Here is a 24,578-nt window from a genome sequence, read left to right as displayed (position 1 = left end):
TTCAATATAGGGGCGGCGGCGGGAATCGGCTTTGCAAACGCCGCCGGGGCCCCTATATGAGGAGATGCTTGTGCGCTTCGTCGGCGCATAACCAACTAAATTGGTATGTCTTTACAGCGAAGAGGACAGCATGGCCGAGGTCACCGAACAGCAGATCATCCAGGCGCTGAGCCGGGTCATTGACCCCGACCGCAAGGCGGACATCGTCAGTCTCGGTATGGTATCGGGCCTGGCGGTGAAGAACGGCCACGTGGCCTTTGCCATCGAAGTCGATGCCAGCCGTGGCCCCCATCTGGAGCCGCTGCGCAAGGCCGCCGAGAAGGCGGTGCATGATCTGCCGGGCGTGGTGTCGGTGTCGGCGGTGCTGACCGCCGAGCGCAACACCCAGGGCGGGCCCAAGGGCGCTCCCCAGGGCGGGCATGGCCATGCGCATGGCGGGGGCCACCAGGCGGAAAAGCCGCTGCTGCCCCACGTCAAGGCCATCGTCGCCGTCGCGTCCGGCAAGGGCGGCGTGGGCAAGTCCACCACGGCCACCAACATCGCCATGGCGCTGTCGCGCATGGGCCTCAAGGTCGGCCTGTTCGACGCCGATATCTTCGGGCCTTCCATGCCCCGCATGCTGGGCATCACCGGCGAGCCGGTCAGCCCCGACGGCCAGACCATGATGCCCATGGAGAATTACGGCGTGAAGTGCATGTCCATGGGCTTCCTGGTGCCCGAGGACTCGCCCATCATCTGGCGCGGTCCCATGGTGATGGGCGCGCTGGAGCAACTGCTGCGCGACGTCCATTGGGGCGAGCTGGACGTGATGATCATCGACATGCCGCCCGGTACCGGCGACACCCAGCTGACCATGACCCAGCGGGTGCCGCTGACCGGCGCGGTGATCGTGTCCACGCCCCAGGACATCGCGCTCCTTGACGCCACCAAGGGCCTCAACATGTTCCGCAAGGTGGACGTGCCGGTGCTCGGCATCATCGAGAACATGAGCTATTACATCTGCCCCAAATGCGGCGACGAGGCCCACATCTTCGGCCATGGCGGCGCCAAGGCGGAAGCGGCGCGCCTGTCCGCCGACTTCCTGGGCGAGGTGCCCTTGGACATCGCCATCCGCCAGACGGCGGACGCCGGCGAGCCCATCGTCATCTCCAAGCCCAACTCGCCCCACGCCAAGGCCTACATGGATATCGCCGCCAGGATCTGGGACAAGGTCCAGGTCCTGCAGGGCGGCCGCAAGGGCCCCAGGATCGTGATGGAGTAATACCGGCCGACCTTTGAATCGACTCATTGGCCGGTATCCAGCGGCCATTGAGGCCGCGGCCAAGGGCGCGGATGCGCCCGCCCGGCGAGGGACAATACGCCAGGGAGCCGGGAGTGGGGCTATTCCCCCACCCCGGCCGACGGCACGCGGGGCCGGGACAGGTCGGTCATCACCCCCGGGCCGTTGACCAGGGAGAAGCCGGCCCGGATCACCTCGGTGATCAGCGGGCGGCGGCGGATGCCCCAGACATAGCAGGCCATCCCGGATTTGTGGGCGACGTCGCGGAAGCGTTCCAGCCGCGCCAGCAATTCCAGGTCGCCGGTCTTTTCCTCCGGCGTCAGCTGGGCCAGATCGACGCCGATGGCCTTCACCCCCTTCAGCGCCTTGATCATGCCCGGTGCCGACAGGGGCAGGCGGGCCATCAGGGTGCAGTCCAGCTTTTCCAGGGGCTGGAACAGACGGTTGATCACATGGGGAGGAATGGCCGGCGACAATCCGAAGATCTCGATCTTCAGATGCTTGCGCAGCGCCTGGGCCGGGCAGCTTTCGAAGGGAATGCGGATGCAGTCGCGCCAGCGCGGCGCCAGGCTCATCCAATGGAACGGCACGGTGATTCCCGCCTTGTGGCGGCCGTAGAACAGGTCCTTCAGCTCGTAGGCGGCCTGGGTGGCGACGAAACGGTCCATGGTCAGCGATTCGATGGGGGCGGCGCCGGCATAGGCGTAGGCGCCCTCCACCGGCGGCGCCCCTTCCTTGTCGACGCGGATCACCTTGGCGTGGAACGCCCCCACCGCCCGCCTGGTGGCCACCCAGGTGGGGGTCCACACCAGGGTCAGGCTGGATTCCGGCGTCAGATGGTGGTCCGAGGCCAGGCCGGCCTCGGCCTGGCGCTCCAGCTGCTCCTCCAGCCAGTCGGCGCCCTTGCCGTCGCGGCCCTCCACCCGCATCACCTCGCGCGGGGCATCGGCGCCACTCAGGGAGCGGCCCTCCACCCGCATCACCTCGCCGTCACCGCCCCGGGCGTGGCCCTCCATGCGCATCACCTCGCGCGGCGCGTCGGCACCATGCAGGCTGCGGCCTTCCACCGTCATGACCTTGCGCGGGGCGTCGGCGCCGCCCTGGCCACCCTCGATGTGGAAGGCGGGCAGGGGCTGGTCGCTGGCGCGCTTCTTCGGCTCTTCCGTCACCCATTTGGGCACCGAGGATTCATCAATGCGATAGGGCTTGTCGCCGCCGCTGATGGCATAGGCGGCGCCCTTGCCGGGGACCAGTTTCGCCGCCTCCTCGGGGGGCAGCATGGCCGCCAGGGAGGCGCGATGGGGGGCGGACAGTCCGGAGGATTCGGGGGCCAGTGCCGCTCCGGCCTTGGCGATGGCCTTGCGGATGGCCTCGTGGTCGAGCGTGCCTTCGTCGGTCACCGCGTCCTTGGCGGCCATGTTGGCGGCCACCACCTGGGGGCGGCGTCCATTGATCATGGCGTCGCCGAACAGGTAGGTGGACAGGTCGGCGGCGATGGAGGCGACCCGCGCCCGGGTTTCCTGGCGTGACGCCATCGGCATGGACAGACAGGCGATCTCGGCGTCCAGGCGGGTGATGACGTCCTTGGACAGGTCCACGTGGCGGCGGATGATGGCGTCGCCCGCCACCTCCAGCAGGCCGCTGAGTTTCCCCCATTTCGAGCCCACCGCCTGGCGGAAATCGGTCAGCGAGAAGACGTGGAGACGATGGTCGTCGCCCTTGGAGGCGTCGACCAGGGTGCGGGCGAAGGCATCGGGATCGAGAAAGCCGGTCTGGGGGGGCGAGGCCTTGGCGGCACGGGGGCGGGGGGCGGCGGGGGCTTCCTGCCCTTTGCCCGGCGCCGGCCTGAACCGTTGCTTGATGGCGGCCCAAAGGCTCGCTAGGACCATCCCATTATTCCCCAATCCCCTAAGTAGAATTCCATAAGTGGAGATGGCCTGTCCAGTCGGGGCCTTCAACCCTGTGTCCGCTCTGGCTCGCTCTGGCTCCACCGGGGACAATATGGTATGGCAGGACACCGGCGGGCGCTCCAATCGGGGGCGCCCCGGTCTTTGTGGAGACGATCGCATGCGTTCGCTTTTCGCCGCGTCGGTGCTGGCGCTGTTGCTCATGACCGGTCTGGTGAGTCCCGCCTCGGCACAAGGCGCGGGGCCCGAGGCGGTCATCCGCACCTTCTGCGACCGTCTGATGGAGAGCATGAAGGGCGGCGTCAAGCTGGGCTACAAGGGCCGCGCCGACAAGATGCGCCCGGCGGTGACCGAGGCCTACGACATGCCCGCCATGACCCGCGGCACGCTCGGCACCGCCTTCTCCAAGCTGACGCCGGACGAGGCGGCCAGGCTGGCCGAGGCCTATACCGCCTTCTCGGTGGGCACCTACGCCGCCCAGTTCAACGAGTGGAACGGCGAACGCTTCGACGTGGGCGAGCCCCGCCCGTCCACCGGCGGCAACGTGATCGTCCCCTCGTGGCTGGTGCCGAAGAACGGCGACCCCACCCAGATCGACTACGTCATGCGCCAGGACCAGGGCCAGTGGCGTATCGTCGACGTGCTGTTCGAGGGCACGGTCAGCCAGGTGGCGGTGCGCCGCTCGGAATTCGGCTCCATCTTCCGCGCCAAGGGCTTTTCCGGGCTGATCGAGACCATCGAGAAGCAGACGGCCGGGCTGGACAAGTAGCTCCATGATCTGTCGCCTGGCTGTCATCCCGACGACCGTCGGGAGGAGGGATCTCCGCGTGTTCGGCTGTTTCCGGTTTGGTTCCGGCATGCCAGGACGAGATCCCTCGCCTGCGCTCGGGATGACATGGAAGGGGGGCGTGTGATTAGCGTTTGGCAGGGGCTGTCTTTGGCCCTGATCGCGCTGACCGTGGCCGGCTGCCTGTTCCAGGTGGCCTCGGCCCTGCTGGTCCGCCGCTTCCAGCGGGCGCCCAAGCCCGCCGCCGCCATGCGGCCGCCCATCTCGGTGATGAAGCCCCTGTGCGGGGCCGAGCCCGGCATGGCCGAGAATCTGGACTCCTGCCTGCGCCAGGACTATCCCCAATTCCAGATGGTGTTCGGGGTGGCCGATCCCGCCGATCCGGCGCTGGCGGTGGTGGACGGCCTGCCCCGCGACCTGCCCGGCGTGGAAATCGAGGCGGTGGCCGACGCTACCCGTCACGGCCTCAACCTCAAGGTCGGCAACCTGCTGAACATGTGGCCCCGGGTCCGTCACGACCTGATCGCCATCGCCGACAGCGACATCCGGGTCGGTCCCCATTACCTGGACGATCTGGCGGCGCCCTTCGCCGATCCCAAAATCGGCGTGGTGACCTGCCTTTACGTCGGCCGCCCGGTGCCCGGCCTGTGGAGCGCCTTGGGCGCCATGGGCATCAATCACGGTTTTCTGCCGGGCGCGGTGCTGGCCCGCGCCATCGGCCGCAAGGACGGCTGTTTCGGCGCCACCATGGCGGTGCGCCGCGACGTGCTGGAGAAGGGGGGCGGGCTTTCCGCCCTGTCCCACGTGCTGGCCGACGACTGGGTGCTGGGCAAGATGGCCCGCGACCAGGGCCTGGAAATCGCCCTGGCCGCCCGGCCGGTGGACATCACCGTGCACGAGCCCGATGTGAAAACTTTGCTCGATCACGAGATTCGTTGGGGCCGGACCATTGCGGCGGTGGACCGGGCTTCCTACATGGCGTCGGTGATCACCCAGCCGGTGGCGCTGGCCCTGCTGGCGGTGCTGGCGGGGTGGGCGTGGCTTCCGTCCCTGGCGGCGCTGGGGCTGGCGGGTTTGAGCCGGCTGTGGGCGGTGCGGGTCGAGGAACGGGCCCTGGGGCTTGGCCGCAGCGGTCTCGGCCTGCTGGCTCTGAGGGAAATTCTGTCGTTCGTCGTCTATGTTGTCGCATGTAGCGGACGGACTGTGGTATGGCGTGGCCGGCGATTCGCCGTCCGTGCCGACGGCACACTTGATCAGGTTGAAGGCTCTTAAGACATGAAGAAGTCTCTTTTCCTCAATCCGCCCTCCTTCGAAGGTTACGATGGCGGCGCCGGTGCCCGTTTCCAGGCGAAGCGCGAGATCAAGTCCAACTGGTATCCCACCTGGCTGGCCCAGCCGGCGGCCATGATCCCCGGCTCCAAGCTGGTGGACGCCCCGGCCTCGGGCAAGACCCTGGACGACTGCCTGAAGCTGGCCAAGGATTACGAGCTGCTGGTGATCTACGCCAGCGCCGCCACCTACGCCTCCGAGTGCAAGGTGGCCGAGGCGTTCAAGGCCGCCAACCCCAACATCATGGTCGGCATGGTCGGAGCCCACGTGGCGACGGTGCCCGAGGAAGCCCTGATGGCCTCCGAGGCGGTGGACTTCGTGGCCCGGCACGAATTCGACTACACCCTGGTCGAGGTGGCCGAGGGCAAGCCCTTCGCCGAGATCGACGGCCTGACCTTCCGCGGCCCCGACGGCAAGCCGGCCCATACCAAGGACCGGGCGCTGATCCACGACATGGACGCCCTGCCCTATGTGGGGCCGGTATACCGCCGCGACCTCAACCCCGAGGATTACTTCATCGGCTATATCCGCCACCCCTACATGGCGTTCTATACCGGGCGCGGCTGCAAGTCGAAGTGCAGCTTCTGCCTGTGGCCGCAGACCATCGGCGGCCGCGTCTACCGGGCGCGCAGTGCCAAGAGCGTCATCGAGGAAGTGAAGCTGGCCCGCCAGATGTTCCCCGAGGTGAAGGAATTCTTCTTCGACGACGACACCTTCACCGACGATCTGGAGCGGGTGGAAGAGATCGCGCGCGGCATCGGCCATCTGGGCGTGCCGTGGTCGTGCAACGCCAAGGCCAACATTCCGCGCAAAACCCTCGAGGTGCTCAAGGCCAACGGCCTGCGGGTGCTGGTGGTCGGCTATGAATCGGGCGTGCAGGAAATCCTGAACAACATCAGGAAGGGCCTGCGCATCGACATCATCAAGCGCTTCTCCAAGGATTGCCACGAACTGGGCATCGTGCTCCACGGCACCTTCATCCTGGGCCTGCCGGGCGAGACCAAGGAAACCATCCGGCAGACCCTGGAATTCGCCAAGGAGGTCAATCCCCGCACCCTGCAGGTCTCCATGGCCGCGCCCTATCCCGGCACCGAGCTGTACGAGCAGGCCATCGCCAACGGCTGGTTCAAGAAGGACAAGGACCTGCTGATGAAGGAGACCGGCGGCGGCGGCTACCAGGTGGCGGCGCTGTCCTACCCCGACCTCACCAGCGAGGACATCTTCAAGGGCGTGGCCGACTTCTACAAGGCCTTCTACTTCCGCCCCGCCAAGATCGGCGAGATCGTCTGGGAGATGCTGCACGACTGGGACATGATGAAGCGCCGCCTGCGCGAAGGCGTCGAGTTCTTCCAGTTCCTGCGCACCCGCAACAAGCCCATGGAATGCTAGGTGCTTTCCGGTAGGCCGACATTGTGAAGGGGGGCGTCAGCCCCCCTTTTTCATGCGCAGCTTATCCCAGTAGTCCAGCCGTTTCCTGATCTCGCGCTCGAAGCCGCGTTCCACCGGCCGGTAGAACCGCGTGCGTTCCATGCCGTCGGGGAAGTAGTTCTGGCCCGAGAAGCCGTCCGGGTCGTCGTGGTCGTACTGGTAGCCCTTGGAATAGCCCAGGTCCTTCATCATCCTGGTCGGCGCGTTGAGGATGTGGGCGGGCGGCATCAGCGAGCCGGTGGTCTTGGCCGCCTTCCTGGCCGCCTTGTAGGCCATGTAGGCGGCGTTGGACTTGGGCGCCGTGCCCAGATAGATCACCAGCTGGGCCAGGGCCAACTCGCCCTCGGGGCTGCCCAGACGCTCGAAGACGTCCCAGGCGGCGATGGCCTGGGTGACGGCGCCCGGGTCGGCCAGCCCGATATCCTCCACCGCGAAGCGGGTCAGGCGCCGGGCGATGAACAGCGGGTCCTCGCCCCCTTCCAGCATGCGGGCCATCCAGTAGAGCGCCGCGTCGGTGTCCGAGCCGCGCAGGGACTTGTGCAGCGCGCTGATCAGGTTGTAATGGCCCTCGCGGTCCTTGTCGTAGGCCGGGGCGCGGCGCTGCACCGCTTGCGCCAGCCCCGCCGGATCAAGGATGGGTTCGGGCGGCAGCGCCGCCAGATCCTCGGCCAGATTGAGCAGGTAGCGGCCGTCGCCGTCGGCCATGGCGCGCAGGGCGGCTCGCGCATCCGCATCCAGCGGCAAAGGCCGGCCCAGCACGCCTTCGGCGCGCTCCAGCAGCAGGTCCAGCGCCGCGTCGTCCAGACGGTGCAGCACCAGCACCTGACAGCGCGACAGCAGCGCGCCGTTCAGTTCGAAGGAAGGGTTCTCGGTGGTGGCGCCCACCAGCACCACCGTGCCGTTCTCCACGAACGGCAGGAAGCCGTCCTGCTGCGCCCGGTTGAAGCGGTGGATCTCGTCCACGAACAGCAAGGTCGACCGACCGGTCTGTTTTCGCTTTTCCGCCGCGTCGAACACCTTGCGCAGGTCGGCGACGCCGGAGAATACGGCGGACAGGGGCTCGAAATACAACCCGACCCGTTCGGCCAGCAGCCGGGCGATGGTGGTCTTGCCGCAGCCCGGCGGCCCCCACAGGATCACCGAGGCCAGGCGTCCCGCCGCCAGCATGCGGCCGAGCGGCGCGGCGGGGGCCAGCAGATGGCCCTGGCCCACCACTTCCTCCAGGTTGGCCGGGCGCAATTGCTCGGCCAGGGGCCGATCTCCAGACGCCGGGGCCGCCGGATTGTCGAACAGCGAGGTCATCCGCCGAGGACCAGGCTCATCACCTCGCCGTTGCGCTTGATGGTGATGGCCCAGCGGGGCGATTCGACGCTCAGCAGCTTGCGGGCGTCGGCGACGGTGGCCACGGGGCGCTCGTTGACCTTCAGGAGCATGTCGCCGGGCTGCAGCCCCAGGCGGCCGGCCACCGAGCCCCGCTTGATGGCGAAGATCATCACGCCGGTCAGGCCGGAATTGATGCCGATTTCCTCTGCCAAAGCCGGGTTGAGGTTGACCAGGGTGGCGCCGGCGAAGGGATTGCGGCCTGAAATCTCGGTCTTGTCGCGCGGCGGGTTCTCAGGCGGCGCCACCAGCCGGACGTTGACGGTCTTCTCCGCCCCGGCCCGCAGCACGGTAAGGCGCGCGTCGCTGCCGATGGGCAGGGTGGCGAGGCGGAAGCGCATGCCTTCGGGGTCGTCCACCTCGCGGCCTTCCACCGCCACGATGACGTCGCCGTCCATCAGGCCGGCGCGGGCGGCCGGCGAATCGCCGTGGATATGGTTGATCAGCACGCCGATGGGGCGCGCCAGCTTCAGGGCCTGGGCCAGATCGGCGGTCACCGCCTGCCCCGACGCTCCCAGCCAGGGCCGCACCACCTTGCCGCCCTTGGCGATGGAGGCGGCCACCTGACGCACCAGGGCGGTGGGAATGGCGAAGCCGATGCCGTTGGAGCCGCCGTCCTTGGAATAGATGGCGGTGTTGATGCCGATCAGGCGGCCCTGCAGGTCCACCAGGGCGCCGCCGGAATTGCCGGGATTGATGGCGGCGTCGGTCTGGATGAAGCTCTGGACGTCCGAGACGCCCACATTGGTGCGCGCCAGGGCCGAGACGATGCCTTGGGTCACGGTCTGGCCGACGCCGAAGGGATTGCCGATGGCCAGCACCACGTCGCCCACCTCGATGGCGTCGGAATCGCCCAGGACCAGGGTGGGGAAGCTTTCCCTGCCGCCGTCGATCTTCAAGACCGCCAGATCGGTGCGGTCGTCGGAGCCGACGATGCGGGCCTCGAATTCGCGGCGGTCGGACAGCACCACGGTGACCTCGTCGGCGTCCTTGATGACGTGGTGGTTGGTGACCACGGTGCCGTCGGCGGCGATCATCACGCCCGAGCCGAGGGATCGCTGCACCCGCTCCTGGGCCATGCCCGGCACGTCGCCGAAGAAGCGGCGGAAGAACGGGTCGGCCAGCAGCGGCGAGGCGGCGGCGCGCACCACGCGCTTGGTATAGATGTTGACCACGGCGGGCGCCACCTGACGGGCCACCGGCGCGAAGGTCAGCTTCACCTGCTCGCGCGAGGTGGGGACCACTTGGGTCTGGGCCTGGGCCGCTGGGGCGGCGGCGAAAATCACCAGGGCGGCGGCAAGGGATCTGAGAACCATGGTCATGAAAGCCCGCTCAAGACAGAAGGAACGCCCCGACTATATAGGGGCATCCGGCGTTCCGTCACCTGCCCGCCGTCAGCAATCCTTGGATTGGGGCAGCAGGTTGCGGTCGAACAGGCTGATGAGGTCCTCGCCCGAGACCGGGCGGCTGATCAGGTAGCCCTGGACCTCGTCACAGCCCTTCGAGCGCAGGAACTCGGCCTGTTCCGGGGTTTCGACGCCCTCGGCGATGGCCTTGAGCTTCAGGTTGTGGGCCAGATTGATGATGGTCGAGACGATCTCGGCCCCGTCCTCGGTGACCTTGGAATTGTCGTCGAAGATGTCGTTGACGAACGAGCGGTCCACCTTGAGCGCGTCGATGGGCATGCGCTTCAGGTAGGACAGGCTGGAATAGCCGGTGCCGAAATCGTCGATGGAGATGCGCACGCCCATGGCGCGCAGCGACTTCAGGACGCTGACCACCTCGTCGACCCGCTGCATCAGCACCGTCTCGGTCAGCTCCAGCTCCAGATACTGGGGCGGCAGGCCGGTTTCGGCGAGCGCGCGGGCCACCACCTCGGGCACGTCGGTCTCGACGAATTGCTGGGCCGAGACGTTGACGGCGATGCGGACCGGCGGCAGGCCCAGATCCATCCAGTGCTTGCACTGGCGGCATGCGGTGCGCAGCACCCATTCGCCGATATCCGAGATCACCCCCATGGCCTCGGCCAGGGGGATGAAGTCCACCGGCGACACCAGGCCCATCTCGGGGTGGTGCCAGCGGACCAGCGCCTCGACGCCGGACATGCGGCCGTCCTCGGAATCCACCTTGACCTGATAGACCAGGCGGAACTCGTCGCGCACCAGGGCGTGGCGCAGCGCCGATTCCATGGTCAGGCGCTCGAACGAGCGGGCGTTCATGGCCGCCGTGTAGAGCTGGTAGCTGTTGCGGCCCAGATCCTTGGCCCGGTACATGGCGGTGTCGGCGTTCTTGATCAGCACCTCGACGGTGGCGCCGTCCTCGGGGTAGACGGCGATGCCGATGGAGGTGGTGACGTAAAGCTCGTGCTCGTCGACGATGAAGGGCTGCTTGACGTGGGCGATCACCCGCTCGGCCAGCTTGGCGGCATCCTCCAGATGGTCCAGTTCGGGCAGCAGAACGGTGAATTCGTCGCCGCCCAGGCGCGCCACGGTGTCGCCTTCGCGGACGCAATGGCTGATGCGCGCCGCCGTCTCCACCAGCACCTGATCGCCCACGCCGTGGCCCAGCGAATCGTTGATGCGTTTGAACAGGTCGAGGTCCAGGAACATGATCGCCAGCTGATGGCCGTGGCGATGGGCGTTGGCGATGGCGATCTGCAGGCGGTCGGTGAACAGCCGGCGGTTGGGCAGGCCGGTCAGCACGTCGAAATAGGCGAGGTTCTTGATCCGCTCCTCGGTCTTCTTGCGCTCGGTGATGTCGCTGAAGATGGCGGCATACTGGGTGATCTCGCCCGCATCGTCGCGGATGACGTTGATGGTCAGCCATTCGGGGTAGATCTCGCCGTTCTTGCGGCGGTTCCAGATCTCGCCCTGCCAGTAATCCTGGGCGGACAGCACCGTGTACATGTGCTTGTAGAACGATTCGTCGTGATGGCCGGATTTGAGGACCTTGGGGTTCTGGCCGATGATCTCCTCGGCGGTGTAGCCGGTCATGTGGGTGAAGGCGGGATTGACGAACTCGATCCTCTGGGCGGCATCGACGATCATGATGCCGTCCAGCGACGCCTCGATCACCTTGCGGGCCAGGTTCAGGTCCTTGCGCGAGCGTAAGAGGGCGGCGTCACGCTCCCTCAGGGCCTCGTCCAGGCGGTGGACGTATTCGTATTGCAGGGTCGCCAGGATGTCCGAGAAGGACAAGAGGCCCATCAGCGCGCCGGTGGCGGCGGAGGCGATGCCGATGTGGCGGATGCCCTTTTGCTCGAGCATGGCGCGCGCCGCCAGCAGGGAATCATCCTCGGCGATGGTGAGCAACGGGCGGCTGGCCACTTCGCCCACCGTGGGGGGAATGGTGCCGGCGCCGGCGATCAGGCGCAGCACGTCGCGCTCGGTGATGATGCCGGGGGGCGTGTGCTCGTCGCCCAGGACGATGGCGGCGTCGGCGCGGGCGGCGTGCATCTGGTTCACCGCCTCGGTCAGGCTGGCGCCGCCGGGAATGGTGACCATGGGGCGCGAAATGGCCGAGCGCACCGGGCGCAGCACCAGGAAGTGCTCGACCCCGTGGCCGAGGATGACGTCGCTCTGGCTGACGATGCCCATGGCGTCGCCGGCATCGTCGATCACCACGAAATGGCGCACGCCCTCCAGCTTGAAGCGCATGCCGGTGTCGCCGATGGTGCTCTGATAATGGATGGTCTTGACCGGGGCGCTCATCACCTCGGCGATGGGGCGCTGGAAGGCCTGGGGATCGGTGAGGTCCACGGCCAGGGCGTCCCGCTCGGTCCAGATGCCGACCGGCTTGCCGTCATCGACCACCACGATGGAGGAGCAATGGGCCGCCGCCATGATCTGCGCGGCTTCGAGAATTGTTGCGGACGGAGAACAGTTGAGCAGCGTCTTCTGTACGATGCGGTCGATGGTCTGGTCGGAGGACACGGAAATCTCGATCCTGCAATAAGGTAAGCGCCCGATATGGAGTGTCCACCAACTTGCCGGACGGCGCAACTCCCCATGGGCGATGACCGGGCCGTAAAACCATGGTCATACCGCGCCGTCTCGGCTAGACTGCCCCCCGGGTGTTCGGGTTGGTATCCCGTGAATGAAAGGCGGATTCGGATAAATGTCGGATTCTGCGAATGGCCACCATGGCCGGAGTGCCCAGGAAGTCGTCGAGCAGCTGCGGCTGGAATTCGTCGATGAACTGACCGAGACCCTGCAATCCCTGGACGTGGAGATGGATGCCGCCCGCAATGGGCGATGCGACATGCGCAAGCTGGTGACCGATTGCCGCCGCGCCGCCGTCCAGTTCCGGGGCCAGGCCGCCAATTTCGCCATGCACCGTCTGGCCACCGTGGCCCACCGGCTGGAGGAATATCTGGCCAACACCCCCGAGGTGACGCCTCCGCGCATCTGGGACGACCTCGCCGGCTATTTCGACCTGATGATCCGCCTGGCCCAGGGCAAGGCCGCCGACACCGATCCCGCCGCCCTGGTGCGCGCCCTTCCGGCCAAGCTGGGCTTCGACCTGGGCGACATCGAGATCCGCAATGTCGAGGTGCTCCTCGTCATGCCCCACGGCGCCCAGACCCGCTTCGTCGAGCGCGAGTTGCAGCAATGCGGCTACCGGGTCTCGCTGATGGCCGATTCCCTTCGGGCCTTCGCCATGGTGGTGGAGACCAAGCCCGATCTGGTGATCATCTCGGCCATGATGCCCGATCTGGAAGGCATCGACCTGGCCATGGCGCTGTCGGCCATGCCGTCCACCCGCAACATCCCCCTGGCGGTGATCACCAGCCTGGACAAGGACGACGACATCCTGAAGCTGCTGCCCAAGCGCGTTCCGGTGCTGTTCAAGGGCGCCAGCTTCGCCGACGACCTGTTCAAGGCGCTGGACAACCTGTTCCTGATCTGAGGGCGGGGAGGGGGCGGCTGCCTAAGGCCGGTTGGCCGGCAGCCGCATCAGGCCGAACCAGTATTCCAGGATGCCCTGGATGGATTCGAACAGGGCGTCCACGTCCACCGGCTTGGTGACGAAGCCCGACGCCCCGCTGTGATAGGCGGCGGCCACGTCGCGCTCGGCGTCGGAAGTGGTCAGCACCACCACCGGCAGGTCCTTCAGGTCGTTGTCGGCCTTCATCTCGGCCAGGACCTCGTGCCCGCTCTTGCGCGGCATGTTGAGGTCGAGAAGGATCAGGTCGGGCAGCGACGAAGGCCCCTCCTGGGCCAGCACGCGCAGGCGCTTCATGGCCTCGACCCCGTCGGAAATATGCTCGATGCGGCAGGTGAAGCGGCTGGTGGCGAAAGCGGCCTTGACCAGGCCCGCGTCGCCCGGATCATCCTCGACCAGCATGACCTTGAATTGCTGCTCGCTGACTTCAGTCACAATCACTCCGATCGAATATTGACGGACTTGGGCGGAGCCGTCGGCAGGACCAGGGAGAAGGTGCTGCCCTCGCCCACGACCGAGCGGACCCGGATGGTTCCGCCCAGATGTTCCACCATCTTCTTGGCGATTGCCAGCCCCATTCCCGTTCCGGGGTGGGCGGCGCGCGAGTGAAGGCGCTGGAACACTTCGAAGATACGGTCAAAATAGGAATCTTCAATGCCGATCCCGTTGTCGGCGACGTTGATGATCTGGAAGGGGCCTTCGTCGCGGGCCGACAGGCGGATCACCGGAGGGCGGTCGGGCGAGCGGTACTCGATGGCGTTGCCGATCAGGGCGGCGAAGACCTCGGCCAGACGGTGATGGTCGGCCCAAACGGTGGGGAGCGGCGCGGATTCGATGACGGCGCCGGTTTCCTTGATTCGGGCATTCAGCTTGCGCTGGGCGATGGCCAGCGCCTCGCCGGCGTCGATCCGGCGCCGGGGCAGGGGGGCGTTGTTCTCGCCCAGATAGATCTGGACGTCATGCAGCAGGCTGCGCATCAGCCGCGCCGCCGTGCCCAGCCCGGTCAGCCAGCCCCGTTGCTCGGCCGTCAGCTGTTCCGACAGGCCGCGTTCCACCAGCTGGCTGAAGGACAGGATCGACCGCAGCGGTTCCTGCAGGTCGTGGGCGACGATGAAGGAAAACCGCTCCAGTTCCCGGTTGGCCGAGGTGAGCGCGCGGGTCCGGCTTTCCACCAGCCGCTCCAGGGTTTCGCGACGCTGCAGCACGATCCAGGTCAGGCTGAGGAGTCCCACGCCGATGATCAGCAGGCCGAAGTACAGGGCGGTCATTTCCGCCTCGTCGGCCACGGCGTTCTTCCAGCCGCGTTCGGGGGCCAGGGCGAACTCCCAGTATCCGTCGGGCAGGTCGATGTGGACCGAGACGGGCTGCCGGTCGAATGTCCGTCCGTCGCCGCCCACATGGTTTCCCGCGGCGGTGCGCAGACCCCAGGAATAGCCCGCCGGCATGCCGGTGCGGCTGGACTCCAGCATCGGGGCGATGGAGAAGGCCATGCCCACCCCGCCCCAGGGATGGTCGCCGACGAAGACGGCTTGGCGGGCCAGCAATCCCGCACCGCCCTGGATCATCTCCACCGGCTCGTGGACCACCAGATCCCGGGTCTGGATGGCCCGCTTGACCGCCTCGGCGAAGCCGGGGCGCCTGTCTTCCAGGAGGTTGTTGCCGATCACCTTCAGATTGCCCGAATCGGCGGGGTAGACCAGCCCGACCACGAAGCCGGGGGCCACCGATATGTTGCGGATGCCGGAAACCTGCTGGTAGTAGGAGGCGGCGAAGACCGGGAATTCCCGGTCGATCTCGCCGGGTTGGTTCTCGGCGGCCTTGACGGCGACGAAGGCCGCCAGTCCCCGCACCTGGGCCAGGCGCTGGTTCAGCGCGGTGCTCAGCGCCCCGGCCGAGGTGACCGCCAGGGCCGTGGCCTGGCCCCGTAACTGCACCTCGCGATAATCGCCGTATAGGCGCGAGATCCAGGTGGATGCCGCGATCCAGATCACGGCGGTCAACGTCATGGTGACCGCGACCCGATAGGTCACCGCCTGCCTGTCGGTCTGGGAATGCTGTTGGGTGGCGCCGTCAGCGGACATGGCCGATCCGTCGGTCCCGGGCGTTGGTTGTCTGGAGCGAGTCTAGCCTATTCCCGCAACGTGCGACACGTCCAAATATAGCCGACGTATTATGACTTGACCGCAATCGGACGTATCGGGCAGTGTAGTCCCATGATGACCAACGCGAAGAACGCCCTGCTGCTGCTATCCACCCTGGAATCGTAAGGACGGTTCCGGGTTTTCGTGGTTTCAGCCTTCGGGTCGGGTTCGCTCACATGTCTCATCTCTTCTCCTCCTCTCCTTCGGTTTTCGCTCCGGCCTTCGCCGGCCTGCTGCTGCTGCGACTAACCTGCGGTCGCCGGGCATAAGGTCATTCGCGGCCGCCCGGCGGCCGCAAATCCTGGCCGCGCTCCCCATATCAGCAGCAACGATTCCAAGGAGGACCAGGCTATGATGCCTGCCGCCAGCACCAAGTACCGCCCCTATCCCGCCATCCGTCTCGCCAGCCGCCGCTGGCCCGACGCCGTCATCGCCACGCCGCCCATGTGGTGCAGCGTCGATCTGCGCGACGGCAACCAGGCGCTGATCGACCCCATGGGCTCGGACCGCAAGATAGCCTTGTGGAAGACCCTCGTCGGCATGGGCTTCAAGGAGATCGAGGTGGGCTTTCCCGCCGCCTCGCAGACCGATTACGACTTCATCCGCCTCCTGATCGAGGGCGGCCACATTCCCGACGACGTCACCATCCAGGTGCTGGTGCAATCGCGCGAGGACCTCATCCGCCGCACCTTCGAGGCTTTGGACGGGGCGAAGCGCTGCATCGTCCACATGTACAACTCCACCTCCGAGGCGCAGCGCCGCATCGTGTTCGGCATCGACCGCCAGGGCTGCATCGACCTTGCCTTGGGCGGCGTGCGCCTCATCCGCGAGCTTTCGGCGGCGCGCAGCGGTGGCGAGGTTGTGTTCCAGTACTCGCCCGAAAGCTTCACCGGCACCGAACCCGACTTCGCCGTCGAGATCGTCGAGAAGGTGGCCGAGGCCTGGGGGGCGACGCCCGCCCGCAGGATGATCTGCAACCTGCCGGCCACGGTGGAGATGTCGACCCCCAACATCTACGCCGACGTCATCGAATGGTTCTGCGCCACGGTGAAGAACCGCGACTCGCTCATCGTCTCGGTCCATCCCCACAACGACCGGGGCACCGGCGTGGCGGCGGCCGAACTGGCGGTGATGGCCGGAGCCGACCGGGTCGAAGGCACCCTGTTCGGCAACGGCGAGCGCACCGGCAACGTGGACATCGTCACCCTGGCGCTCAACCTCTACACCCAGGGGGTCGATCCGGCGCTGGATCTTTCGGACATCGACACCGTGCGCCGCACCGCCGAGCATTGCACCGGCCTGCCCGTCCACCCCCGCCACCCTTACGCGGGCGAACTGGTCTACACCGCCTTTTCCGGCTCGCACCAGGACGCCATCAAGAAGGGCTTCACGGCGCGCAAGAAGGGCAACGACCCGGTGTGGGAGGTGCCCTATCTTCCCATCGACCCGGCCGATGTGGGCCGCAGCTACGAGGCGGTGATCCGCATCAACAGCCAGTCGGGCAAGGGCGGCATCGCCGCCGTGCTGGAGCGCGACCACGGGCTGGAGATTCCCCGGCCGCTGCAGATCGACTTCGCCCGCGTGGTCCAGGCCGTGGCCGACAAGGCCGGGCGCGAGCTGGATTCGGGCGAGATCATGGCCGCCTTCTCCCAGACCTATTTCAAGGACTGGCCGCTGGAACTGGTGGAATACGAAACCCATTCCGAGGGACGCAACGGGGTGCGCGTCCTGTCCGCCACCGTGCGTGACAAGGGCGTCGAGAAGCGCATCGAGGGCAAGGGCAACGGCCCCCTGGACGCCTTCATCCACGCCCTCGAAACCGGGCTGGGCCGCAAGGTCAAGGTGCGCGACTACCACGAGCACGCCGTGGGCGCCGGTTCCGAGGCCCAGGCCGCCGCCTATGTGGAGATCGCCGGGGAAAACGGCGGCTCGGTCCATGGCGCGGCGCTGGACTCCTCCATCACCATGGCCTCGCTGAAGGCGGTGGTGAGCGCGTTGAACAGGGCTTAAGGGAACGGCCCAATACGGCTACACTCCCCGGACTTATCCCGGGGAGTGTTCGCGTGCACGGGTCGGAAGCGTTGTTCGATGTCTTGTCGCTGCTGCTGGCGGCGGTGGTGCTGGTGCCGCTGTTCCGGCGCTTCGGCATTCCCTCGGTGCTGGCTTATCTGGCGGCGGGCATCGTGCTGGGGCCCTATACCCCCGGCCCGGTGGTCGATCTCGAGGTCACCCGCCCGCTGGCCGAGTTCGGGGTGGTGTTCCTGCTGTTTTCCATCGGCATGGAACTGCCCCTGTCGCGGCTTCGCACCATGCGGCACTACATCCTGGGGCTGGGGCTGGCCCAGGTGGCGGCCAGCGCCGCCCTGATCCTGGCCATCGCCCTTTATTTCGATCTCGGCGTCAACGTGGCCCTGGTGGTGGGCTTCACCCTGGCCTTTTCCTCCACAGCCACCGTGCTGGCCATCCTGGTGGAGCGCGGCGAGGCGGTGGCCCATCACGGCCGCATCGCCGTGGCGGTGCTGATCTTCCAGGATCTGGCGGTGGTGCCGGTGTTGGTGCTGCTGCCGCTGCTGGCCGGCGAGGGCCGCCATGTGGGCGAGGCTCTGGCCCTGGCCGGGGGCAAGGTGGTGCTGGTCATGGCCGCCATCTTCGTGGTGGGGCGCTTTCTGCTGCGCCCCGCCTACCGCTTCATCGCCGGCGCCCGCAATCCCGAGGTGTTCACCGCCGCCAACCTGCTGCTGGTCCTGGCCGTGGCCTGGGTCACCGGCGAGGCGGGCATGTCCATGGCCCTGGGCGCCTTCCTGGCCGGGCTGCTGCTGGCCGATTCCCGCTACCGCCATCAGGTGGAAGCGGATATGGAGCCGTTCCGCGGCCTGCTGCTCGGCCTGTTCTTCATGACGGTGGGCATGTCCATCAACCTGCCGTTCGTCGCCGAGCGGCTGGGTCTGGTGCTGGGTTTGGCGGCCGGAACCATGGCGGTCAAGGCGCTGGTGCTGGTGCTGCTGTGCCGCCTGATGAAGGTGGGGTGGGCCGACGGGCTGCGGGTGGGCTTCCTGCTGGCTCAGGGCGGCGAATTCGCCTTCGTGGTGTTCGGCCGCGCCGCCGAACTGAGGCTGCTGGACGGCAATCTGGGTCAGGCCCTGGTGGCCAGCGTGGCCCTGTCCATGGTGCTGACTCCGGCGCTGGCCGCCCTGGGGCGGCGTCTGGCGTTCCGCCTCTCTCCCACCGAACGGGGCGGGGACCCCATTCCCGATTCGGCCAGCCACCTGGCCGACCATGTGATCATCGCCGGCTATGGGCGGGTGGGGCGCGCCATCGCCCGCCTGCTGGCCGAGCACGACATCGCCTTCATCGCGCTGGACATGGATGCCGACCGGGTGGCGCAAGCGCGTGCCGCCGGAATTCCCGTGTATTACGGCGACGCCGGGCGGAGCGGCATCCTGCGCTCGGTGGGGATCAATCAGGCCCGGGCGGCGGTGATCACCGTCAACGAGGCCCGTCAGGCCGAGCGCGCCATCTCGTGCATCCGCCAGACCGCGCCCGACCTGCCCATCGTGGCCCGCGCCCGCGACCGCGCCCAGGAGCAGGTGCTGGGCGAGATCGGCGCCACCGCCGTAATCCCGGAAACGGTGGAGGCCAGCCTGCAGATGGCGGGCTCGGTGCTGCGTCAGGCGGGAATCGACGACGAGGCGGTGGAGCGCAGCCTCAAGGGCTATCGCAACCGCCGCTACGGCCGGCCCCAGGAGTGAGCCGGGATCACTCTTCCGGCGGAACTTCCGAGCCGCGTTCGCTGGCCCTGAGATAGGGCATCTTGTCGGGATGCAGGCGGGCGATTCCGTGATGGTGCAGGCGCATGGCGTCGACCAGGGCGCCGTTGCGCTCCAGCATGTCGTCGGCCATGCGCACCATGCGCGAATTGGGCCACGAGAAGGGACGGATGGCCGCCAGATGGGCGAAGGCTTCGGCCTCGCGCCCCGGATTGTCCTGGGCCATCAGGATGATGGCGGTGGCGGTCGAGCGCGAGATGCCCATGTGGCAATGGATCAGCAGGTGTTCCACCACATCGGCCTTCAGTCCGGCGCCGTATTCCAAAATGGCTTCCACGTCGCGGGCGGTGGCGTGGATCTGGCCGTCCTGCGGATTGACGATGTCGTGGAAGCGCCAGATGGTGCGGGCATGGGGCGGATACAGGGCGAAATGCTCGGGGTCCGGCCATTCGGGGTCGAGGATGGTCACCACGTGGCTGATTCCCGCCCCGGCGTGGCGGGGCAGTTCGTCGATGCCGCAGATGGTCAGCGGAAAGGGCAGCAGCGGGGGTGTCTGGGTCACAGTTGCCGGATCTCGATGTTGTGCTTCTTCAGGGCGTAGCCGATCTGGCGCGGCGTCAGGCCCAGCAGGCGGGCGGCCTTGGCCTGGACCCAGCCGCAGCGCTCCATGGCCTGGACCAGGCGGTCGCGTTCCGACAGGTCCTCGTCGCCGGAGGCGGGCTCGACGACCGGCGGGGCCGGGGCCGGCGGCGCGGCGGGCGGCGGCATGGACAGGGGGCCGGTGGGCACCGGAATGGGGGCGCTCAATGTGGGGGCGGCCTTGTCGCCGGGATTGCGCTTGTGCCACAGGGTGGACGACAGGCAGGTGTCGTGCTTGCACGACAGGTCCATCTCGTCGATGACCTCGCCCTTGGTCATGGTGGCGGTGCGGTAGACGCAGTTCTCCAGCTCGCGCACGTTGCCGGGGAAATAACATCGCTGCAGCGCCTCCAGGGCGCCGTGGGAGAAGGCCATGGCGCGGCCGTTCTCCTCGTTGAACTGCTTGAGGAAGTACATGGCCAGCAGCGGGATGTCGCCCGAGCGCTCGCGCAGCGGCGGCAGGAAGATGGGCACCACGTTGAGGCGATAATAGAGGTCGGCGCGGAACGAGCCGTCGGCGACGCCCGCTTCCAGGTCGCGGTTGGTGGCGGCGATCAGGCGGACGTCGACCTTGACGGTCTTGTTGCCGCCGACCCGCTCGAACTCGCCTTCCTGCAGCACGCGCAGCAGCTTGGCCTGGAAGTTGGCGGAGATCTCGCCGATCTCGTCGAGGAACAGGGTGCCGCCGGTGGACAGCTCGAAGCGGCCCTTGCGCTCGGCCACCGCGCCGGTGAAGGCGCCCTTCTCGTGGCCGAACAGCTCGGATTCCAGCACGCTTTCCGACAGGGCGGCGCAATTGACCTTGATGAAGGGCTTCTGGGCGCGGGCCGACAGCACGTGGACGGCGCGCGCCACCAGTTCCTTGCCGGTGCCGCTTTCGCCGCGCAGCAGGATGGTGGCCTTGGTCGGCGCCGCCTGCTGCACCTGGGCGAAGACCCGGGCCATGGCCTCGGAATTGCCGACCACGTCCTCCAATCCCCGGATGGGCAGGACGGGGCGGACCTCGGCCATGCGCTTTTGCAGCCGGGCCGCGTCGGTCATCAGGGTTTCGCGGTCGTTGGCCAGCTTGCGGTGCAGGCTGGCGGTCTGGCCGATCAGGGTGGCGACCATGGTGAGGAAGCGCAGGTCGTGCTCGAACACGTACTGGGCGCCGCCGTCCCACGAACGCTCCACCGAAAGCGCCCCGAACGGCTTGTCGGTGGTCTTGACCGGGACGCAGAAGAACGAGAGGCGCTCGTCTTCCAGGGTGTCGTCGTTCTCGGCCATGTACTCGGCCAGCAAGGGTTCCTCGGCGGCGTCGGGCACCACCATGGGAATGCCGGTGGCGATCACCTTGTCCACCGCCGCGAAGGGATATTTCAGCACGCCTTCGCGCGCCAGGCGCAGCGACATGCCGGTGACGGCGGACAGGTGCGGCTTGCCGGAATCGTCCTTCAGCACCACGGCGCCGTGGCGCATGTTGAGATAGGAGGACAGCACGTTGAGGACGTCGTGGAGCGCCTTGTCGAGGTCGAGGGTGGCGCCGAGAATCTTGCTGATCTCGTAGATGCCGATCAGCGGCAGGGCGCTTTCGTCACTCTTCTGGGCCGTCATACGCATTCAATCCACCAATTGGCCAACACGCCGGAACAACGCCGCAGCGACGCGCCGCGACCCGCTCCCCCCACCTTTTCTTGATTGCTTCCATAATTCTTAATTCATCGGTGTGCCTGCGTCCACACCCGCTTGGCCTCCCGGGCGGGTAGGTGGGCTCATGGCCCCATGCGCAGGGCGCCGATGGGGGTGCGTCCCTGGATGCGCAGAAAATACGCCCCGGCCTCGTCCGCCGTCCAATGGAGGCGGTGAGCAGCCGGTCCGATGGTGGCTTCCTCGTCCAGTACGATGTCGAAGGTGTCGGCCACCACCTGCAACCGCAGCCGCTGGTCCGTATCCTGGCGCAGCGCGACGGAATGCCGTCCGGGCTCGAGCCGTCCCAGGGGGACGAACATCCTCTGGCGGTCGGGAAGGGTGACCTGGGCCAGCGCCGAAGGCTCCCACACCCCGCCGGGGGGAAGGGCCACCGGTGGGGACGGCATGCGGCATTCGGTCTTGAGCCTGCTCATCAGGGTCTTGAGCCGGCCCACCATGCCCTCGTCCTGCCGCCCGGCATAGCTGGCCACATGGCCGGCCAGTCCGTCCGAGCCCCGCTCGGTACGCAGCGCCATGCGGCCGCTGCATTCGCCTTCGTGGCAGGTCAGGCAGACCGCGTCGAACAGGACGACGGTGGCGGCCGGCATCTCCTGCGCCGCCGCCGGGGCGGCGACCAGCAGGACCAGGAGGCCGAGAAGCGCTTTGAACATGGCGGCTCTCCCCATGGATCAAGCCATGAGGTCAGGATAAGCCCGGCCGAGAGACAGGGGAAACCGCCAATGGGAAGGTCAGCCCCGCTTCTTGTGCGAGCGCGGCTTGGGCGTTTCGGCGGTGCCGTCCTGGGGGGCGGGCAGCAGCATGGGGCGGCGGGGCAGCGAGGCTTCCATCACCTGCTCGATCAACTGGGCGGTGGCCAGGACCTCGGCCAGCTTGGTCCGCAGCGTGTCGACGGTCAGTTCCTCGGACTTGCGCTTGCGGCTGGTGGTCAGCGCGCCGGCGCCGGCGGCGATGAAGGTGTCGACCCATTCGTCCAGCTTGGGACGGCTGATGCCGATGGCCTGGGCGACCACCTCGGGATCCTCGCCGCGCAGCACCCGCATCACCGACTGGCGCTTGAGCGCCTGGGTGATGGGCAGGCGCCGCTTCTGCACCATGGTGAGCTTGGTGACGTTCTCGGCCAGCGCCGGCGGCGGGGCGGCGGCGGTGACGGGAACGGGTGGGGCCGGGATGGGGGCCTGGGCCCGCGCCGGAGGCGCGGCCAGCGGCGGAACCGGAATGGGGGCGGAGGCCGCCGCCGGAGCCTTGGCCGCCAGTACGGGAGTGGGCGGTACCGGGATGGGGGCGGCCTTGGGCTGGGCCTGGACGATTTCCTTCGGCGGCGACGCGGCCGGCCGGCCGGGCAGGGCCACGTTGACGCGGCCGGTGACCGGGCGCGGAGGCTGGGGCGCCTGGGCGGGCTGCTGCGCTTGGGCGGGGGGCGGCAGGGCCAGGTGCGTCAGGGCGGGCGGGATGACGGCGTTGACCGGCCCGGGCAGGCGGGTGGGACGGGCGCCGGGGCGGGTCTGTTCGCTCCTCACCGTGATGGCGGGGACCGGGGCGTGCGGGTCGCCGTCGGTGGAGAAGATGGGACCCAGCGGAATTTTTCCGGCCGAGCGCGACGGAATGGTCAGTTCGGCGCCGGCGCGGATGTGCTTGGGCTGCAGCCGAATGGTGGCGGGGCGCACCCCCGTGGCCGGCGGCGCGGGCGCCAGGGCGGGCACCGGCGCCTGGGGAGGCTGGGGCAACGGCGCTTGCGGCCGGGGGGGCAGCGGCTGGGCGGACAGGGGCTGCGGCGCGACCGGCGGAGATGCCACGGGCGGCGGAGCGGCAGGCGGCCGGGCCAGGACCGGAGGGGCCATGGGCGCCGCCGGGGCGCGGGCGGCGGCGATGGCCTGCTCGGCCAGTTCCGAGGCCGGCATCTTGATGGGGTTGATGCGGGCCAGCGCCTGGCCGTTGCCTTCGCCGGCGGGACCCGGAAGGGGCGGCGGCTTCAGCTTCTCCAGGACCTTCTCCACCTCTTCCAGGCAAAGGGTGGCGGTCTCGACGATGGGGGTGAAGCCGTGGGTGGTGACGATGCGGTTCAGGTAGGCGCGGGTCCCGGCGGCATAGAGCACCGCCTCGTGCCCCTCGCCGCAATCCTTGACGAACTTGCGGACGCGGTGGGGGATGCGCCGCAGGATGCCCTGGCGGCGGTTGGACAGAACCTTGAAGTTCATCACCTCGAACAGCACGTCGGAATGCCGGCCGGGATGCAGGCATTCGAACAGCCATTCGATCAGGTCGATTTCGCTGAATTCCAGGACCAGGAAGGTCTGCTGGGTCTTCTGCCAGTTGGAGATGAAGGCGCGGATGGCCTCCAGCTGCTCGGCCATCTCGTCTTCGAAGGTGACGGGGTCGAGCATGCGCCAGGCCCGGTCCGCCGCCAGCGGCCGTCGGGTCGGCTGGCCGAATTCCCGCGTCAGGCGGAGCGCGACGCCCAGCAGGGCCCGGCTTTGCGCCGCCGACGCGCCCTGGGCGGCGAAGCAGTCGCGGACCAGATCCGACGCCTTGAAGTCATCGACGGGCAGCGGGTCGGACAGCAGAAGCGCCAGGGTCGCCAGATCGGCGGGAAGTTCGGCGATACCCTTGTCCGGCAGGCCGGCCAGGGTTTCGGCGACGATGGCCTGCGCCGCATCGGCCGGCATGGCCGGGCCGGACGGGGCGGCGGACGCGGCGTGGGCCGGGGCGTGGAAGGCCGTGGAGCCCCTGTTGCGGTCGCCCTCGGCCGATACGGGGGCGAAGGCCGTCCGGATGCCGTCGACGAACAGGGTCCAAGGCGCCGTGACGATGCGCAACAGGCCGGAGGACAGTCTGGACAACCCGCCCTTGTCTTTTGCGGTCGGGCTTTTTGCGGCCGGCGATAAACGGCGCAGGAGAGTCCGGCCCCAGCCCATCACCCGCTCGGCCAGCAGCGAGGGCGGAAGTTCCGAGGCCAGAAGCGTGGTGGGCAGGGGCTGGGTTTCAGCCTGCGGCGCCGGCTCGGCATGCCGTCCCCGGCGTTGGCTGGACAGGTTGGCGAGACGTTCGAAGGGGGTGAAGTGCCGCGGCTCCCGGAATTCAGGACGAGCTTTCCTCCAGCGCGGCAACGAGGCCATGCGCTTGGGAGAAAACTTACCCTTCCGTCCGCCCTTAAACTTCATACAACATATACCCGACTGGAGGTTATCCGAACCCCACCTGTCGATTCCCCTTGCGACGTTTGGTCGAAGAGAGAATTTCCGTTCCTACACGCTACAACACAGATTTTAATAGTTTATGTCGCCAGTGCAA

General features: G+C 67.8%; 17 protein-coding genes. 7 read left to right on the top strand and 10 right to left on the bottom strand.

Translation table 11 applies throughout. The features are described from left to right. Positions 1–130: 130 nt before the first annotated feature. The gene (locus WV31_RS00905) at positions 131–1,261 is read left to right on the top strand and encodes an Mrp/NBP35 family ATP-binding protein (protein ID WP_085371908.1); all 1,131 of its coding nucleotides are present in this window, start codon (positions 131–133) and stop codon (positions 1,259–1,261) included. Between the two features lie 119 nt (positions 1,262–1,380). Here WV31_RS00905 and WV31_RS00900 read toward each other — a convergent pair whose 3' ends face one another. Continuing rightward, the gene (locus WV31_RS00900) at positions 1,381–3,168 is read right to left on the bottom strand and encodes a hypothetical protein (RefSeq protein WP_085371907.1); all 1,788 of its coding nucleotides are present in this window, start codon (positions 3,166–3,168) and stop codon (positions 1,381–1,383) included. A gap of 178 nt (positions 3,169–3,346) precedes the next feature. Between WV31_RS00900 and WV31_RS00895 the strand changes: the two genes are divergently transcribed. The 3 genes from WV31_RS00895 to hpnJ all read left to right on the top strand — a co-directional run bounded on the left by WV31_RS00895 (position 3,347) and on the right by hpnJ (position 6,691). Next, positions 3,347–3,955: an HpnM family protein gene (locus WV31_RS00895; RefSeq protein ID WP_085371906.1), complete on the top strand. Its 609-nt coding sequence runs from the start codon at positions 3,347–3,349 to the stop codon at positions 3,953–3,955. A gap of 141 nt (positions 3,956–4,096) precedes the next feature. Then, positions 4,097–5,245 (top strand): bacteriohopanetetrol glucosamine biosynthesis glycosyltransferase HpnI, encoded by a 1,149-nt coding sequence (gene hpnI / locus WV31_RS00890; protein WP_085375408.1) that lies wholly within the window; start codon positions 4,097–4,099, stop codon positions 5,243–5,245. A gap of 3 nt (positions 5,246–5,248) precedes the next feature. After that, positions 5,249–6,691, top strand: coding sequence for a hopanoid biosynthesis associated radical SAM protein HpnJ (hpnJ, locus tag WV31_RS00885; protein WP_085371905.1), 1,443 nt, complete (start codon positions 5,249–5,251; stop codon positions 6,689–6,691). 36 nt (positions 6,692–6,727) lie between these two features. Here hpnJ and WV31_RS00880 read toward each other — a convergent pair whose 3' ends face one another. From WV31_RS00880 to WV31_RS00870, 3 genes are all read right to left on the bottom strand, one after another. Continuing rightward, positions 6,728–8,032 carry a replication-associated recombination protein A gene (locus WV31_RS00880; protein ID WP_085371904.1) on the bottom strand — a complete coding sequence of 435 codons (1,305 nt, stop codon included), beginning with the start codon at positions 8,030–8,032 and terminating at the stop codon, positions 6,728–6,730. Further along, positions 8,029–9,432: a DegQ family serine endoprotease gene (locus WV31_RS00875; RefSeq protein ID WP_085371903.1), complete on the bottom strand. Its 1,404-nt coding sequence runs from the start codon at positions 9,430–9,432 to the stop codon at positions 8,029–8,031. Before WV31_RS00875 ends, WV31_RS00880 begins: the two co-directional genes overlap by 4 nt. A gap of 72 nt (positions 9,433–9,504) precedes the next feature. Continuing rightward, entirely contained in the window at positions 9,505–12,042 is a 2,538-nt protein-coding gene (locus WV31_RS00870; RefSeq protein ID WP_085371902.1) for an EAL domain-containing protein, read from the bottom strand. A 184-nt stretch (positions 12,043–12,226) separates the two neighbouring features. Here WV31_RS00870 and WV31_RS00865 point away from each other — a divergent pair, with 184 nt between their 5' ends. After that, positions 12,227–13,018, top strand: coding sequence for a response regulator (locus WV31_RS00865; RefSeq protein WP_085371901.1), 792 nt, complete (start codon positions 12,227–12,229; stop codon positions 13,016–13,018). Positions 13,019–13,039: 21 nt separating this feature from the next. Here WV31_RS00865 and WV31_RS00860 read toward each other — a convergent pair whose 3' ends face one another. Continuing rightward, positions 13,040–13,489, bottom strand: a complete 450-nt coding sequence (locus WV31_RS00860) for a response regulator (protein WP_257788785.1) — start codon at positions 13,487–13,489, stop codon at positions 13,040–13,042. Positions 13,490–13,491: 2 nt separating this feature from the next. Beyond that, positions 13,492–15,135, bottom strand: coding sequence for a sensor histidine kinase (locus WV31_RS00855; protein ID WP_237051426.1), 1,644 nt, complete (start codon positions 15,133–15,135; stop codon positions 13,492–13,494). 411 nt (positions 15,136–15,546) lie between these two features. Here WV31_RS00855 and leuA point away from each other — a divergent pair, with 411 nt between their 5' ends. Continuing rightward, positions 15,547–17,205 (top strand): 2-isopropylmalate synthase, encoded by a 1,659-nt coding sequence (leuA, locus tag WV31_RS00850; protein ID WP_085371900.1) that lies wholly within the window; start codon positions 15,547–15,549, stop codon positions 17,203–17,205. Positions 17,206–17,258: 53 nt separating this feature from the next. Continuing rightward, positions 17,259–18,944 (top strand): monovalent cation:proton antiporter-2 (CPA2) family protein, encoded by a 1,686-nt coding sequence (locus tag WV31_RS00845; RefSeq protein WP_237051425.1) that lies wholly within the window; start codon positions 17,259–17,261, stop codon positions 18,942–18,944. A 7-nt stretch (positions 18,945–18,951) separates the two neighbouring features. On the opposite strand, the gene WV31_RS00840 is transcribed toward WV31_RS00845, so the two are convergent. From WV31_RS00840 to WV31_RS00825, 4 genes are all read right to left on the bottom strand, one after another. Next, positions 18,952–19,524 (bottom strand): tyrosine phosphatase family protein, encoded by a 573-nt coding sequence (locus tag WV31_RS00840; protein ID WP_085371898.1) that lies wholly within the window; start codon positions 19,522–19,524, stop codon positions 18,952–18,954. Then, the gene (nifA, locus tag WV31_RS00835; protein WP_168185823.1) at positions 19,521–21,200 is read right to left on the bottom strand and encodes a nif-specific transcriptional activator NifA; all 1,680 of its coding nucleotides are present in this window, start codon (positions 21,198–21,200) and stop codon (positions 19,521–19,523) included. Before nifA ends, WV31_RS00840 begins: the two co-directional genes overlap by 4 nt. A 152-nt stretch (positions 21,201–21,352) precedes the next feature. Further along, positions 21,353–21,940, bottom strand: coding sequence for a hypothetical protein (locus WV31_RS00830; protein ID WP_085371896.1), 588 nt, complete (start codon positions 21,938–21,940; stop codon positions 21,353–21,355). A gap of 78 nt (positions 21,941–22,018) precedes the next feature. Further along, a complete protein-coding gene (locus WV31_RS00825; protein ID WP_145980692.1) occupies positions 22,019–24,448 on the bottom strand; it encodes a helix-turn-helix domain-containing protein in 2,430 nt (809 codons plus the stop codon). Positions 24,449–24,578: the final 130 nt, after the last annotated feature.

Source organism: Magnetospirillum sp. ME-1 (assembly GCF_002105535.1).
GTDB lineage: Bacteria > Pseudomonadota > Alphaproteobacteria > Rhodospirillales > Magnetospirillaceae > Phaeospirillum.
Note: the sequence above shows the minus strand (reverse complement) of the source record. Positions and strands in the feature narration are given on the sequence as shown.